This window comes from Acetobacter sp. DsW_54, assembly GCF_002153575.1.
Lineage (GTDB): Bacteria > Pseudomonadota > Alphaproteobacteria > Acetobacterales > Acetobacteraceae > Acetobacter > Acetobacter fabarum.
The window spans coordinates 24,322-40,454 of record NZ_JOPD01000032.1 but is presented as its reverse complement, the minus strand read 5'-3'; the positions used below and the strand labels follow the sequence as shown (position 1 = coordinate 40,454).

Sequence of the window (16,133 nt, the reverse complement as noted above, 5' to 3'; positions counted from 1 at the left end):
GGAATCATCCCAGCCTCCTCAGCTAGGCACCAGAAAAAATCTAGACGGGGGGGCAGGCCATAGACCGGGGGATTGTGCCACTCAGGCTACAAGCTTGTGGAAAAAGGGATATGGGACCGGATTTCCGCCATTTATAGGAATATGCGGAGTCGTTCCCGTTTTGGTTTATACACATTATCCACAGGGTTATTCACGGGGGATGTACCCTGGGTGTGAGTCAGGTTGAAAAGCGCTGCGCGTGGTAGCCGCAGGTCAGTAACGCAGCGCCGGCCGGGGTGGGGAAAAGGACCACCCGCGGTGATTATTCCGCGCCCTGATGTTTTTCAATGTCGTGGAAGGCGCTTTCCACGGCCGTGTAGAACTTGGATTCCGGGTTTTCGATACAGGACTGTTTTATTTTCTCGGATCCGTAAGTCATGTTGCTGACAAAGTCGTTCGGATTGGAATTGGGGTTGCTTTGAGAGAGATCGTTGCTCAGCCCGCTAATATAACCCTGCGCCCAGGCCATGAACTTTTCGTCCGAGCGGGGGTTGATATCCAGAAGCTTCAGATATTTTTCACAAGAAAAATTGCCAAGCCCGATAATACTGGTTTCAGCTTTTGCCGGATGCGAGACAAATAGCGCGAGGCTTAAAAGAAAAACGGTTTTTACGGTGTTATTCCGTAGCATCATGGCTCTTTCCTTCTGGTGCTAATATGCCTGTTGGGCTTTGCAGTGTGCCCTATGGCATATTTATGTTAAAAAATCTCTATGTTCATAATGCAGAGCCGGGTCAGGTCAGGGTTTTTTCTGCTTTAGAAAGAAAGCTCATACATTTTATACATAGGTAATTATTCTATCGATTTTTTTCTGATGATTGTTGGACCGTGCTTATGGTGCGGTTACGCAGGATAAGCCGGAGTGGCCCGGCGCGCGGCAAAAGGAGGGCAGATATGTCTTTTATCGACCAGCTTGGCCTGAGTGTTCCGGTGTTACAGGCACCTATGGCCGGTGTTTCCACACCAGCTCTGGCGGCCGCAGTCAGCAATGCCGGGGCGTTGGGGGCCATTGGGCTTGGCGCAACGGATGCAGCTGGCGCACGAGGCATGATTGAACAGGTGCGCGCACGGACCGAGCGGCCTTTTAACGTCAACCTGTTTGTGCATGCCACGCCACAGCCCGACCCGCAGCGGGAGGCCGTTTGGCTGGATTGGCTCCGCCCTTTGTTTGCACAGTACGGGGCCCCCGCGCCTGCGGCATTGGCTGCACCCTATACCAGTTTTGAAGATGACCCGGATATGCTGGCCATGTTGCTGGCGCTCAGGCCGCCGGTCATCAGTTTTCATTTTGGTCTGCCGACTCCAGCCAAAGTGCAGGCTTTGCGCAGCACTGGCGCCATTCTGCTGGCCAGCGTGACCAGTCTGGCGGAAGCCCGCTTGGCCGAAAAGGCGGGTATGGATGCCGTAATTGCCCAAGGTGTGGAAGCAGGCGGCCACAGAGGGGTGTTTGATGCCGAAGCGCCGGATGATGCTCTGGGAGTATTTGCCTTAACGCGTATTCTAGCCCGTCAGGGGTGTTGCCCTGTGGTGGCCGCTGGTGGCGTTATGGATGGCGCAGGTGTGGCCGCAGTGCTGGCACTGGGGGCCGTGGCGGCCCAGATGGGTACGGCGTTTGTGGCTTGCCCCGAATCTGCCGCGGACCAAGCTTACCGGCAGGCGCTGCTGGGGCCAGCCGCATACCACACCCGCTTGATCACGGGTATTTCCGGCAGACCTGCGCGTGGGCTGGCTAACCGCCTGAGCGCCTGGCTTGAGCAGGAAAATGCTCCTCTGCCACCTGCTTACCCCATTGCCTACGCTGCCGCCAAAGCCCTGAACACCGTAGCCAGAGCTGGGGGGGAAGCAGGGTTTGGCGCGCACTGGGCAGGGCAGGGCGCACCATTGGCCAGAGCTATGCCCGCCGCCCAGCTGGTCAGCACCCTAAAGGCCGAACTGGAGCAGGCCCGCACGCCGTGTGGGTGAGTGAGCCTGCGCCAGAGGAAGGTGAAGGTTCAGGCCGCTTTTAGCTGGGCTTCGGCAAACTCATAATTGGCCAGTTTGTCGAGGTAGTTGGTAATGTAATCCGGGCGGCGGTTGCGGAAATCCAGATAATACGCGTGTTCCCACACATCCAGCCCCAGCAGGGCCTGCCCCTGCCCTTCGGCCAGCGGGTTGGAGCCATTGGCGGTTTTGGTTACGGCCAGCTTGCCCGACGGGGTCAGCACCAGCCATGCCCAGCCTGACCCGAACTGCGAGATGGCGGCTTTTTTGAAGTCTTCCTTAAATGCTTCGATACTCCCCAGATCCTGCTTTATTTTTGCTTCCAGCGCGCCGGGAATGGCACCACCGTTGGGGGAGAGATTGTTCCAGAACAGGATATGGTTCCAGTGCTGCCCTGCGTTGTTAAAGACCGGAGCCAGATCGGCCTTGCCTTTGGCGGCTAGAATAATCTCCTCAAGTGATTTGCCCTGTAGCTCCGGTTTGCTGTCCACAAAGCCATTGAGCGCCGTAACATAGGCCTGGTGGTGCTTGTCGTGGTGCAGTTCCAGAGTTTCCTGGCACATGCCTTTGCCAGCAAGGGCGTTATAGGAAAAGGGAAGAGCTGGCAGTTCAAAAGCCATAACGGTTTTCCTTTTATGTCGCGTTTTGGGTGCGCTGCCATGTGGGCGGCGTGGCGTTTGCGCCCTGTGTGGCGCAAAGCTGCTCCTGTCTGGTAACTCCCGCCCCGGCGGCTGGTTTCAGTCACTATTCTGTTTGAGGTCAAACTCTACGGGAACGGTCAGGGTAATCCGCTCGCCCTGTACACTCTCTGGCGGGCTGGGCAGGGGTTCTGCCCTGTGGACAAGGGCCAGTGTTTCCGCATCCAGCAGGGCATGGCCGGAACTGCCAGCCAGTCTGGCGGACAGCACGCGGCCTTTGCGGTCCATTGTAAAAGTCAGCAGTGCTGTGCCCTGTTGAGCGTTGGCCTGTGCCTGCGCGGGGTAGCGTTTGTATTTTTCCAGCCGGCCCAGTAGCAGGCCCTGCCATGTGGCAGGCTCGTGCGTGTTCTGGGCAGAGGCCAGCCCGGGCGGGGGGGCTGCCTGCGTACTGGCCGGGGCCGCAGCAAAGGCTGGCGGGGCGGTGGTTTGTTCCGCTGTTTTGCGCAGGTCTGGGGCGGGTGTGGGCAGGCGTGGTGCAGGTGTGTGCTTTTTAACAATCTTGTGGAGTTTTTCCGGCATCGGCACGGGCACCGGCGGGTTGGGGGCCGGTGCTGGCGGGGCGGAAACTTCCGGCGGCAGCTCGGGTGCCGGATCGGGCTGGGAGAGGGTCTGCTGCGGCCCCGGTGGTGCATCTGTCGGGGGGGCGGGAATGGAGAGCGGGCTGGGTGCCAGGTCCATGGCAATAGCGGGGGGAGCCGCATCCTGCATAGGAGCGGTGGGTGCTGGCAGCAGCAGGAACCAGCCAAGAACACCCCCGCCAATGGTGCTGACCCCTAGAAGGGAAAACCCCCATAACCGTGCCTCACGGCGCTGCTCCCTGCGTAGTCGCTCGGCCTTCCAGTGGTGGAAAGAGAATGGGAGGGGGGAAGCCGAGGCGCTCATGGAACCTGTGCGCCTTCTTCCTGCCCTTGCAGGTTGACCAGAGCCACCTTGAGGAACCCGGCCGTGCGCAGCTTGTCCATGACGCTCATAAGGGTTGCGTAATCCACGGTTTTGTCAGCGCGCAAAAAAATCCGCTCGTCCTTATTCCCGTTTGCTGCGGTATTCAGGGCGGTGGGCAGGTCATTCTGAGCAACGCTGTTCTCCCCTACAGCCAGAGTCTGGTCGGCTTTTATGGTGACAAACACAGGGTTGTCTGGCCGGGGGGCGGGCTGCTGTGTGGACGATGGCAGGTCCACGGGTACGTTTACGGTTGTCAGCGGGGCCGTGACCATAAAAATGATCAGCAGAACAAGCATGACATCAATAAACGGGGTGACGTTAATTTCGTGCGCCTCATGGAGAGTGTCATCTGTATGGCGCAGGCGGATGGCCATGGCTGTGGCTCCCTTTTACTCTGCGCCGGTCGCGCGGCTGCCAAAGCGCACCACGCGGCCCTTGTCCAGCAGGCTTTGCATCCGCCCCAGATCGCGCGAGACCAGACGCATGACAAGGGAGGCAATATCCCCCACCTGAGCCCGGCATGCGGCCGACTGGCGGGCCAGATGGTTGTAAATAACAACGGCGGGAATGGCCGCAACCAGCCCCAGAGCCGTTGCCAGCAGGGCTTCTGCAATGCCGGGTGCTACCACAGCCAGACTGGTAGCCTTGCTGGCGGCAATGCCGGTAAAGGATGTCATGATCCCCCAGACCGTGCCAAACAGCCCCACAAAAGGGGAAGTTGCCCCTATGGTGGCCAGCAGGCCGGTGCCACGCAGCAGGCGGCGGCTTTCTGCCGCTTCCAGCCGTTCAAGGTGCAGAACAATGCGTTCTTTCAGCCCTTCCGTATCGTCAGGAATATCCTGCGAGCGGGCACGCTCTGTTTCGGCTGCCATAACCAGCGTGTGGGCAATGCGGCAGTCGCGCGTATGGGCTTCGGCCCCGTCCAGCGTGTCGGCTTCTTCCAGAATGGTTTCAGCCTGTGTCAGGCCTTTTTTCGTGCGGATGAGTTCGATGGATTTGGCGAGCAGTACTGTCCAGCTGAGTAGGCTGGCCAGTATCAGAATGACCATAACGCCCTGCACAATGGGGCCTGCGCCAAGGAACATCTCCCACGGGGAAAAATTCTGCGAAAGTTGCGGGGCAGAGGGCATGGTTCCTACCTGTTCAGTAACAATCCAGATATTGGCAGTAAGGGGAAAACGCCTTTTATTTTCTGTAGTTATGGCGTTTTTTCTGTCCCCGAGCGTACCGGGACTATGGTTTTTGCGCAGCTCACCCCTGAGCGGATGAGGCCTCGCGCGGTGCCTGAGCAATGCCTAAACGCGATTTTAATTGCAAGTGAGAATCTTTATCAAACTGGAAAAATCCAGAATTAGGCCGTCTGGTCCAAAAAATGGCGTTTTGCATTTATCCTGATTATGTAAGGGGGAACCAAAAAAACAGCACCGGATTGGTATGCATTGGTTGTGGTAAATTTAACACAATCATCATATCAAGGCAATTATCGTTATTGATAATCATTTGCATATCAGACCTGATTAAAATTATGTGGCGGTGTGTTTCAATCAGATTCTGAAAGCGTTCCGCCTCATCCCAAGGGCGGAACGGGGAGTATAGTGCATGGGTTACTCACAGCGGCCTCCAGCACAGGGCAAAACATTGCGCACCGCCATGGCCATTGGTGTTTCGGTGGGGTTTGGTTTTGCCGCAGGGGAGGCCGAGGCACAGGACCTGCCAGGTGGGGCGGAGCCATCCTCGTCTGATCATGCCATCAAACTGCCAGCCGTGCGCGTTGGTGGCCACGCCACGCAGGATGACCAGAACGGATACCAGTCTGGCAATACCAACAGCCAGATACTCAATATTTCCAGAATGCCAGATAGTGTGCGGGATACGCCGCAAACGATCAGTGTTGTCCCTCAGGAGCTGATCAAGCAGCAGCGTGCTTTTACACTGGACCAGGCCCTTAGCAACGTGCCGGGCATTACCATGTCTACCGGTGAGGGCGCAGGCGGGCTTAACGGTGACCAGTTCCGCATCCGGGGTTTGCAGGCGCGGGGTGATATGTACACCGATGGCCTGCGCGATTTTGGCACCTACACGCGCGATATGTTCAATACCGAGAGTGTAGAGGTCATCAAAGGGCCGTCGGGTGAGTATTTTGGTGCGGGCAATGTGGGCGGGGTGATCAACCAGACCCAGAAGCACGCCCATCTGGGCAAGTCCTTTAGCTATGACCAGTCTTTTGGTAGCGGCCCCCTCTTCCGCGGGGAAGGGGACATCAACTACCAGATCAATAATGACATGGCCATTCGGGTGAACGGCATGTTCAACCGGCAGGATATTGTGGACCGGAATAACGTCAGCGCCAACCGCTATGGTGCAGCGGTGGATTTTGGTGTTGGCCTGCGCAGTAAAACCTCGTGGCATCTGACATGGCAGTGGCTGGGGAGTGACAGCAACCCGGATTACGGGGTTAGCATGTTGCAGGTAAACGGCATTTACCGCCCGATTACCCAATACGGCCTGCCGCGCAATACCAGCTACACCCGCAGTTTTGACCGCGACCAGTCCAATATTCATACCATTACTTCGGTGCTGAAATCCGAGGTCAACAGTTGGCTGACCATCAGCAACGATACGCGGCTTAGTCTGTACGAGCGTGACTATGCCGCCACCACCCCCGCCGCCTGTAGTGGGGCGTGTGCAACGGCATTCCTTAATGGTGGTAACCCGACCCTGCCTTATGGTGCGGGTGGCGGTGCCGCTTACCGCCAGCAGGGCTGGGGGGTGCAGAACGTGTTTATGGGGCGGGCACGCTTTAACACCGGTTTTGTCAAACATGACCTTAAAGCCGGGGTGGATATAAACTATACAAGCGATTCACGCTGGCCGGGCAGCTATGCCAACCGCAGCAACGACCAGAGCATTCGCAACCCGCAATATCAGGCCAGCGGCACAACGCTCCGCTTCCCCGATGCTGGGTATGGCAACGCCAATGCGCGTGATCTTGGCCTGTTTATTGCCGATAAAATCCAGTTGACCAAACAGCTTGCCCTGTTTGGCACCGGGCGGTGGGATTCCTTTGCCAGCACGTACTATTCCCGCGCCACACAGGCGAATGGCCGTGCGGAGCAGAAGTCCGACCGCTGGAGCCCATCGGGCAGTATTGTGTATTCACCTTTCAAAATTGCTTCATTCTACTTCACATTTGCCCGCTCGTATAAGCCGGTTGGCACGGATGTGTCCTCTCAGGTCACGCTCAGGGCCACCACGCATGACGTGGCGCAAAAGGGGGTTGATCTTTCCCCCCAGCGGAGTGACCTGTTCGAGTTTGGCAGCAAGGCAGATTTCCTGAACAAAAAGCTCGGTACAACACTGGCCTTTTTCCAGATCAGTGAAAACAACTCCCAGTACACCGACGTCAATGGGGACCTGACGACCGGCTTCGGGGATGCCGGGAGTGGCCGCCGTATCCGTGGTGTTGAACTGAGCGCAACCGGAAAAATTACCGACGACTGGCAGGTTTTTGCATCCTACTCCTATATGGATGGCAAGGTGACCCACAGCGCAACTTCCAATGGCAAAACCGCGCCGCAGGTGCCGCATAACACCATGTCGGTCTGGAGTTCGTACGACCTGTCCCGCGCACTCCTTAATCCGAACTGGGGTGACCTCAAGGTTGGGGGCGGGGTGCAGTATGCATCAGGTTACTGGGCTGGCCCGGATACGACCAACACCGCACGCATGCCGCACAACTTCAATTTTAACGGGATGTTGTCATGGGAATACAGGCATTATCGTGTTTCGTTCAATGCCAACAACATTACCAATCATCTGAACTACGCGTCGTCCTTCTCGGGTAGTCGGGCCGTGCCGGCTGCCGGGCGCACCTTTATTGGCAACGTTGGTGTTACGTTCTAACCCTATGCCAGAACGTGCAGGTCAGGGTGCTGGGGGTGTGCCACATGCTGGGGTGAATACCCCCGGCAGGCCCCTGGTGCCGGCCACCATAAGGCCCGCGGGTGGGGGAACTCCGTCCTCCCCCGCTATGGGGCAGCTTGTGCTGGCACAGATTTATCTGGACCGTGGGCAGATGCAGGCGGCCTTCAGCATGATTGAAGTTGCTGCCAGAAGTGGCTTTGCCCCGGCCCTGAACATGCTTGGCCGCGCCTATGAGCGGGGCTGGGGGGTAACCCCCAATCCGCTTTTGGCCATGCAGTATTTTGAAATGGCCGCACAGCAGAATTACGGCTGGGCGTTTTTTAATATGGCGGATCTGTACATGGCAGGGCATGGCCTGCCGCGTGACGTGGAGCGGGCTTATGCCCTTTACGTGAGGGCAGCGCAGGCCGGTGTTGCAAAAGCCCTGAACATGATTGGACTTTTGCATGAGGATAATAACCCGCCCAGCATAGCCGTAGCCCGCCAGTATTACATGGCGGCGGCAGAGGCGGGGGATTGCTGGGGGGCGCTGAACATGGCCCGGCTGGCCTTGCAGGCAGGCGATATTCCAGCCGCACAGGCGTTTTTTTGCCAAACGCTCGAAACCGGGTTTGATGCGTGTTTTATGGCCATGCAGAAACTTCTGCCCTTCATGCCCGCCCCCTACGGAGCGGACCTGATGGAGCGCACCAACCAGCGCCTGCGCAGGCAGCCCTAGCGGCTGGTGCGGCGGCGTGGCCCCGTTTCATGCAGGAAAAAGGTCAGCACCCCTGCCAGCACAATACCCGCCAGCCCAAAGCTGAACGCCTGCGAAAACTGTACGCCAGTCAAAGCCTGCCCGTGGCCCAGATGTTGCAAAAAGGCGGCAAACAGGGGGGAGGCAATGGCGCTCATGACAAACACCAGAAAATTAATGGCTCCGGTTGCACTGCCTTTTACCTCGTCGGCGTTGACCTCTTTGATAATGGAATAGGGGATCATGGCGGCACCGGAGGACACACCCAGCATAAAGGCCAGTACATAAGGGGGGAATGTGTTGCCCGGTAGGTAAATAATGGCAGCAACTGTCAGCGCCATAACCACAATGCCACCCAGCAGCACGGGTTTGCGGCGGCCTATGTGGTCGGTCAGGTAGCCAAGGGCTGGGCAGCCCACCATCCAGCCAACCGGCACCATGGCGGCACGCATCACGGCCTCATGGTACCCAATGTGCCAACTCTGGGTTAAAAAGGTTATGCCCCATGTCATGCTGCCAACGGTTGTTGGCAAAAACAGCAGGCCAGAACACAACCCGCACAAATAGGATTGCGGGTTGGAGAGCACGCTCCTGTAAGGCGCGAACATGGACCCTGCCGGGCGGTGCGCTGCGGTGGCGCTCTTGCGCTCGCCCGGGGTCAGGAAAAAAATGAACACGGCCACAAGGGCGATCAGCCCGCCTGTATCAATCCAGAAAAAATGCCAGTTGAGCACACCATGGATCAGCCATGCCACGGTAGACTGGCCCATGGCACCTCCCATCATGCCCGCGCATTGGGTAACCCCCACGGCAGTTGCCAGATGCTGTTTGGAAAAGCCACGCGCGGCAAGGTACACGGCCCCGACAAACGCAAAGGCCGAGCCCGCACCCTGCATCAGCCGGCCCAGACCTGCCATCCACTCATTGCCCCAGCCAAACAGGCATGTGCCCGTTGCCAGCACCAGTGCCCCAAAGGAAATGGTGTATTTGGCTCCCCATCTGTCCACCGCGGCACCCGAGACAATGGAGCACAGGGAATAGGTGTAATAGTAAAGTCCCAGCAGGGAGCCCAGCCCGACGGTTGTCAGCCCAAAGGCGGACACAAGCTCGCCCACCATCACGCTGGGGGCGGAGCGGGTGGAATACTGCAACCAGTAAAATACCAGGCACAAAAACCACGCGACAACATAGGCGTTCTGGTTGGTTATGGCGGGTTTGTGCGTGGGGGAAGGAACCGGTTGCGGGGCCGAGGGCATGCGATTATTCCGTTAATTCATATTTAAATTAAGTATTTTGTGGCGCACTTATAAAAAGGATTTCCCGGGCTTTTACAAGGTAAGGCACGCTGCCCCCATCGGCCCGGCGGGGGCAACTCAACTTCGGGCGATGCACGGGCAGGTGCGCGCGCAAGGGCTGCGTGCTTGCGGCAGCTTTGTTTTATCGGGGGGAGGTGTCTGGCCGGTAAGGGGGTGCTCTGCCCGTATGGGGGCCAGTATGGGCCAGCCAGACACAAAAAGATTGGCGCGTACAAAGCGCGCCCGCCTGTGCCGCGCCGTATTATGTGCGGCGCGGTATGGGGGTAATATGCTCAGGCAAGCAGGAGTACTATGACCAGTCCCCACATGGTCAGCAAGGTGTTGCTGACCGCGTAAGGTACTGTGTAGCCCAGCATGGGCACGTTGCTTTTGGCCACGTCGGCCACCATTGCAACCGAGGCGGTGCTGGTGCGCGCGCCCCCACAGCACCCCAGATTGATCGCGGGGTCAAAGCGGAAGATGTATTTGCCAATAAGCGGGGCAAGCAGCATGGGCATGGCGCTGGCAAACACACCCCAGAAAAACACGCTAACCCCGGCCTCCTGCAACCCCTTGATAAAGGTTGGACCGGCGGAAATGCCTACAACCGCAATAAAGATGTTCAGGCCCACCGTGTTCATGAACCATACGGAGGCTGAAGGCACGTTCCCCAGCTTTGGGGTAACACCACGCAGCCAGCCCAGCACCAGCCCCGCGATCAGCGCCCCACCGGAGGAGGACAGGGTAATGGGCACGCCGCCAACAGGCAGCACAAGCGAGCCCAGAAGCCCCCCTACAAAAATACCGCCCCCTACCAGTACCATGCTGGTGGCATTGGTTGGGCGGTCGGCATAACCCACATTCGCGATCACGTCGGCCACGTGCCTGCGGCTGCCGGTAATGTTGATAATATCCCCACGGTTGATGGCCGTCTGGGAGAGAACGGGTATTTCCACATTCATGGAGCCACGGCGGATGGCGTTAATGTAAATGCCACGCGCATACGGGGCGGTGGACAGGTCAACAAGGCGCTGGCCGCCAAGCTGCTTGCTGGTAACCACCACATCCACCGTTTCCACCGGTATTTCAATCAGTTCCTGGTCAGCCACTTCTTCGGCATGGTTGGACCAGTAAACCAGTGCATCATGCGGGCCGGATACGGCAACAATATCGCCCTCACGCAGCAGGGTTGTGGGCGTGAAGGGAATAATCCTTCCGTCCCGGCGCAGGTTTTCAAGAAAAATGCGTGTATCCTGCGCTTGTTCTGCTTCCGCTACGGTTTTGCCGGCAATCAGGCCGGTGGTTTTTAGCCTGTAAGCACGAATAATATAGTTGTGCCATGCGGTATCGGCATTCTCGTTTACGGGGCGGATGTTCATCTCGCGCTCATAGCGCTCACACTCCTGCGCCAGATTGATGCGCAGGAGCTTGGGCCCCAGAAATGCCAGCATCCAGCCCGTGCCCACCGTGCCAAACAGGTAGGTGACCGCGTAGGCAACGGGTATGGCGTTCAGTTCAGCCTGAATCTGCTCTGTTGGTAGCCCGCTGCGGTTTATGGCATCGGTCGCCAGACCAATGGAGGCGGAAATGGTTTGCGAACCGGCCAAAAGCCCTTCCGCCATACCCGGCCCATAGCCCGAGACAATAGCCGCCACATACACACACACCAGACACAGGGCGGAAATGATGATGGCAAAAATAGCCTGTGGCAAACCGTCATTGGCAATGCCGCGCACAAATTGCGGGCCAACGCCAAAGCCTACGGCAAACAGGAACATGATAAAAAAGACGGACTTAACCTGAGGCGAAATGGCAATGCCCAACTGCCCGACCAGCACCCCGGCCAGCAGCGTGCCCGTAACGGCCCCAAGGCTGAAACTGCCGAACTTGAGCGACCCGACCCAGAAGCCGATCGCCAGTGTCAGAAAGATTGCGAGCTCCGGAGAGGCGCGTAGCGTCTCTGCAATCCAGTGCACTGTCATGTGTAAGCTCCTTTACCCGCAAGTGCGCCTTGCAGAGCCTGTGCAAAAAACCATGCTCCCGCACGTAAGGTGCGGGAGCGGGCAGGTTAGGGGGATCAGCCTTTGTTTTTGCCGGGAACACGCTTGAGCAGCTTGAGGCCCAGAGCTTTGTTAAAGCCGTGGATTTCCTTCACATCCAGCTTGCGCATGAAATCCACAATGCCCTGCGTAATAACCTGCCCCGGCACCATGATGGGAAAACCCGGAGGGTAGGGAATAACAAAGTTGGCGGAAACAAGAGCCGGACCAGATTGCAGGCGTTTGGCAATTTCTGGGCTGTCGAGCGGTATGTATTCGCACTCGGCTTCATTATACGCATCATAGAACGCGCGGCGGATGTCCCCGTGCAGGGTGGGGGCTTTGGGCTGGTCGCGGTAGCGGTCATCAAAATGACTGAAGTTGGGCAGCTCGGGCAGGTCATCCACCAGCGCGTGCACCCTGTTTTCAAACGTTTTCTGATACCCTTCGTCGTTATCGGCAATTTTCTTGTCAATGTCGGTGGCAATGTCCACCAGAACCCGGATCAGCAGGGCAATGTCGGAGCGGGTGTTGTTGATGTTGGACTGAAGCAGAACGCTGTTGCGTGACGTTTTGTTGAGCTGGATATTGAACTTGTCGGCCAGAATGTTCTTGAATGTCGTGCCGTCAAAGCCCGCCGCCCCGCAAGACAGGGTCATGCGTGTGGGGTCAAGCAGGAACTCATCGGTCTTGATGGACTGTAGAGCCTTGTCCCAGCTTATGCTGGGGTCATTGTAATCCGTCAGCCCGGACTGGCGGAACGCTCCGGGGATCATTTCCGCACTGTTGAGCACCCGGAAGTATTTGGAAATCAGCTTGTGACTGTTGACCTGTTTGCGAATTTCCAGCGCGATCTGCAAGGCGTTGCTGACCAGCCCGTAACCTTCAAGCTGCATCTGGCGGCGCGCAACATCCAGTGATGCAATAATCTGGAGGTTGGGGCTGGTGGAGGCGTGCGTAAACACGGCCTCATGGAACTGGGACTCCACATGTTCGAAGTCCACATCCTTGACCAGCACAATGGAGCCCTGCCGCAACGCGGACATGGATTTATGCACCGAGTTGGTCTGGTACACCCGCAGCCGCACCGCACGCGGGTCGGGCACAAGGCGTGTGTTCAGCAGGGTTTCATCATCAGGGGCGTTGCCCAGTGTGCTGGCCTGTTTGTCCCATGCCTGCTGGGCCTCTGGCCGGGTGAGGGATTCGGTCAGGGCCGCAGCGGCGCCCATGGCCGTGCGCTGGCGCAGCAGGGGTGACCAGTGGGCAAAGCCAAACCAGGCCTCGTCCCACAAAAAGATCAGGTCGGGTTTAATGGCAAGGCATTCTTCCATAACCCGGCGGGTGTCGTACACATGGCCGTCAAACGTGCAGTTGGTCAGGTCCACCATTTTTACGCGGGCCAGATCACCATGCGCTTTAAGGGCCAGCAGGGCCTGCTTGATCGTGCGCAGCGGCACACCCCCATACATGGAGTATTCCACCAGCGGGAAGGCCTCCACATAATAAGGCTGTGCGCCTGCCAGCACGCACCCGTAATGGTGGGATTTGTGGCAGTTGCGGTCCAGAATAACAATGTCGCCCGGTGCCAGCAGGGCCTGAAGCACCATCTTGTTGCTGGTGGACGTGCCGTTGGTTACAAAAAAGGCGTGGTCGGCCCCAAAAGCCTGCGCCGCCATGGCCTGCGCATCCTTGATATTACCTGTCGGCTCCAGCAGGCTGTCCAGCCCGCCGGTGGTGGCGGAGCTTTCGGCCAAAAACAGGTTGGGGCCGTAAAACTCGCCCATGTCGCTGATCCAGTTGGACGTAAAGACCGACTTGCCGCGGGCTATGGGCAGGGCATGGAAGGTGGCAATGGGGCGCTGGGCATAGCGTTTGAGGTTGTCAAAAAACGGCGTTTTATACCGGTTGCGTATGCCTTCCAGAATGGACAGGTGCAGTTCCAGAGGTTCTTCCATCTGGTAGAAAATACGGTTGAAAAACCGGCTCTCGGGCTTGCCTGCCAGTGTTTCGATATTTCTGTCGCTCAGCAGGTAGATGTCCATTTCCGGACGGATTTTTTTAATGGCCTGCGCAAGCTGCAACACCAGTGTTTCGTCATCCCCAATGGTCGAGAAGTCGATCACACTCTGAAAAGCCGCCAGAAGCGGGTTTTCGGTCAGGCTTTGCGCGGTAAACCCTTCGTAAAGGACTACGGCCCCAATATCGGGGTTCAGCAGGATCCCTGTCAGGGCGTCCTGTGCGTTGCCCACAATAACCGGCTGGTAAATAAAGTCGTCTTCCGCACGGCGCACACCACGCGCTTCTTCCTGAATAAGCGGCCAGCGCGAGCGGGCATGGGGCACCACGCTCAGGACCTCAAAATAAGGTGTGCTTTTCAGGTGCGTTATGGCCTGCGGCAGGCGGTTAAGGGGTTCATCATCATGGTCATCCATGTTCCACGCAGAGGCATCGCGGTGGTATTTGCGCGAGACAATGGTGGTGGAAATGCGCTGGGCAAGGCGCAGGAAGGCTTTGTTGTCGTCATCACTGAGGCAGCTTTTCAGCCGCTCAAGCAGTTGTGCGCCCGGATAGGCAAAAAACCGTTCAACCTCATCCAGTTTTTCCAATGAACTGGAAAGACTTTTTTTAATATCTGCTGCATTGGTCGTGGACCATTTGCGGGCCAGATCAAGGACCAGAAGCCACCGGTCCGCGCGCAGGGCAGGAGTTGCCAGTGTGGTGCTGATAAGCGAACGCACAGGCTGATCGCAAGGAGTGCTGGAGGTCATGCAGATTTTTCCTGTTTTGTAAAAAACTGAAGAAAAATGGATTTATTTTGTGGGGGGTGGGGCAGGGTGTCCTGTCATTTGTTGACAGGAATGGTCACCACGGCTCCGGGGTTCAGGGTTGTTTTGGACAGTTCCAGAAGCATCTGGGTAATTGTAAACGCCAGTTTGCTTTCAAAATCCCCGCGATCAATCCAGTAATAATAATGGTCGTACAGAATGGATACAAACGCGTTATCAGGCTGCTTGTGCCCCGAATGTACATTCATCAGGGGTTTGGCCCCATTATTGCCCGCCACATCAACGGATTTGCGGGTATTACCGGAGGAAACCTCATCATCAGGGATTTGAATCTGGTAGGCAATCTGGCCAAGAATACTCAGCATGCTTCTGGTCAGCATTTTGATCTGCCCCGGACTGGGGGCGCCGACACCATATACAACTTCCATCCGCTCATATTTAGGCGAAAAGTTAAGCTGTTTTTTGGTTTTTTCCGCAATGGCTGTAAGGTTTGGGTCTGTTGTTGATGAAATACTCATGAAAACACGGCTGTTTTCAATTTCTTTACCATTTGTGCCAGATGCCTGCTGGAGCTGAATGTTCAGCAGGCCCGCTGCCTGTAGAAGACGCAGGTCATGCAGAAGGCTGAAAAAATCTGCACTATGGGCATCAACCTCGGCATCAATATCCCCCGCATTGCGTGAAAATGGACGGTTATTACTGAAAAGATCAATGGACTGCACGGAAAGCCGCAACAGGACATCTATAGGCAACCCGCCCATGGCCAGCGGCAAAAGGCTGGCGGGGGGCAGCGGGCGTAAAAAATTATGGGCGTAGGCATCACCCGTTACGGGCTGAAAGGTAAAGGTCGGGCTTTCCTGCAACTGTGCGGCTATGCCCCCATTGGGGCGAATGGGAAAAGTGTCTGATGCAACACCAAGAAAACCACTGCGCTGCAACTGGTAGCCTGAAATAAGCTGTGTTGTGTCCAAAAATCCGGGTGTATCTGCATAACGCAGGCGCACAAGGTTGGAGAGTGTCTGCCGTTTACTGGCTTCGATCATGGAACTTGCATACTGGTCCTGATCTTTTCCGAGCTTATAGCTACCAATACTATAACAGCCACTTGTGAATAAAATAAGAGAGCAACACAATATTCTTTCAGCTACACGTTTCATGTGTCACCTTTCAGAATGCTGGATGGTCTCAAACATTCTATGACTAAGATATAATGGACTTTTTTAGAGCATTATTTCTTTTACCCGGCAAGGTGGAATGGAAGAATAACTTTTTTGTGACGATATTTTCAAATGTATTTTGTTTAGTATTTTATAACTTGTTATTTAATACTAAACATTACTTTGTGGGTGGTCGCAGTATGCCTCTGGCCATGCGGCAGGGCACGTGCGTTGATCAAAGCATAACGCACAGGGGCATGCAGGCTGACCGGGAAAGGGGGAGTGTGTGTTGGTGTCCGCGGCGGGATTCGAACCCACGGCCCCAGGATTCATCCCACTACAGTTTTCACTGCCGCTGCGTTGCCGAAGCGTTTGTGGGCTGGACTGTCCCTTTACCATAGACCTGTAAACAACAGGCCTTTAGGCACCGCCCGTCCAGTCTCTACACCTTCCGTTCCTGTGGAACGGCTTGGCTCGGGATTGGCAAGGCCCTTGCAGGCCGTAGCGTTCCCCGACTTTGAGCGGATTCACCATAAT

Annotated in this window: 12 protein-coding genes; 3 read left to right on the top strand and 9 right to left on the bottom strand. The window is 56.7% G+C overall.

Annotation, left to right across the window (positions count from 1 at the left end):
* Positions 1-301 precede the first annotated feature (301 nt).
* Positions 302-673: an HdeA/HdeB family chaperone gene (locus HK20_RS11020; RefSeq protein ID WP_086647105.1), complete on the bottom strand. Its 372-nt coding sequence runs from the start codon at positions 671-673 to the stop codon at positions 302-304.
* Positions 674-933: 260 nt separating this feature from the next.
* On the opposite strand from HK20_RS11020, the gene HK20_RS11015 reads away from it, so the two are divergent.
* Complete coding sequence (locus tag HK20_RS11015) at positions 934-2,001, top strand: nitronate monooxygenase family protein (RefSeq protein WP_086647112.1); 1,068 nt, start codon at positions 934-936, stop codon at positions 1,999-2,001.
* A gap of 29 nt (positions 2,002-2,030) precedes the next feature.
* On the opposite strand, the gene HK20_RS11010 is transcribed toward HK20_RS11015, so the two are convergent.
* The 4 genes from HK20_RS11010 to exbB all read right to left on the bottom strand — a co-directional run bounded on the left by HK20_RS11010 (position 2,031) and on the right by exbB (position 4,789).
* Positions 2,031-2,639, bottom strand: a complete 609-nt coding sequence (locus tag HK20_RS11010) for a superoxide dismutase (RefSeq protein ID WP_086647104.1) — start codon at positions 2,637-2,639, stop codon at positions 2,031-2,033.
* 117 nt (positions 2,640-2,756) lie between these two features.
* Positions 2,757-3,599: an energy transducer TonB gene (locus tag HK20_RS11005; RefSeq protein ID WP_086647103.1), complete on the bottom strand. Its 843-nt coding sequence runs from the start codon at positions 3,597-3,599 to the stop codon at positions 2,757-2,759.
* Positions 3,596-4,033: a TonB system transport protein ExbD gene (gene exbD / locus HK20_RS11000; RefSeq protein ID WP_086647102.1), complete on the bottom strand. Its 438-nt coding sequence runs from the start codon at positions 4,031-4,033 to the stop codon at positions 3,596-3,598. Before exbD ends, HK20_RS11005 begins: the two co-directional genes overlap by 4 nt.
* 15 nt (positions 4,034-4,048) lie before the next feature.
* The gene (gene exbB / locus HK20_RS10995; protein ID WP_086647101.1) at positions 4,049-4,789 is read right to left on the bottom strand and encodes a tonB-system energizer ExbB; all 741 of its coding nucleotides are present in this window, start codon (positions 4,787-4,789) and stop codon (positions 4,049-4,051) included.
* A gap of 469 nt (positions 4,790-5,258) precedes the next feature.
* On the opposite strand from exbB, the gene HK20_RS10990 reads away from it, so the two are divergent.
* Together HK20_RS10990 and HK20_RS10985 are read left to right on the top strand one after the other, a co-directional pair.
* Positions 5,259-7,562, top strand: coding sequence for a TonB-dependent siderophore receptor (locus HK20_RS10990; protein ID WP_086647100.1), 2,304 nt, complete (start codon positions 5,259-5,261; stop codon positions 7,560-7,562).
* Between the two features lie 76 nt (positions 7,563-7,638).
* Entirely contained in the window at positions 7,639-8,301 is a 663-nt protein-coding gene (locus HK20_RS10985) for a tetratricopeptide repeat protein (RefSeq protein WP_158093063.1), read from the top strand.
* On the opposite strand, the gene HK20_RS10980 is transcribed toward HK20_RS10985, so the two are convergent.
* From HK20_RS10980 to HK20_RS10965, 4 genes are all read right to left on the bottom strand, one after another.
* Positions 8,298-9,575, bottom strand: coding sequence for an MFS transporter (locus tag HK20_RS10980; RefSeq protein ID WP_086647098.1), 1,278 nt, complete (start codon positions 9,573-9,575; stop codon positions 8,298-8,300). The two genes, HK20_RS10985 and HK20_RS10980, sit on opposite strands and share 4 nt — an antisense overlap.
* A gap of 332 nt (positions 9,576-9,907) precedes the next feature.
* Positions 9,908-11,596, bottom strand: a complete 1,689-nt coding sequence (aspT, locus tag HK20_RS10975; protein ID WP_086647097.1) for an aspartate-alanine antiporter — start codon at positions 11,594-11,596, stop codon at positions 9,908-9,910.
* Between the two features lie 95 nt (positions 11,597-11,691).
* Positions 11,692-14,421, bottom strand: a complete 2,730-nt coding sequence (locus HK20_RS10970) for an aminotransferase class I/II-fold pyridoxal phosphate-dependent enzyme (protein WP_086647096.1) — start codon at positions 14,419-14,421, stop codon at positions 11,692-11,694.
* A 74-nt stretch (positions 14,422-14,495) separates the two neighbouring features.
* Positions 14,496-15,482: a hypothetical protein gene (locus HK20_RS10965; RefSeq protein WP_233129190.1), complete on the bottom strand. Its 987-nt coding sequence runs from the start codon at positions 15,480-15,482 to the stop codon at positions 14,496-14,498.
* Between the last annotated feature and the right edge of the window lie 651 nt (positions 15,483-16,133).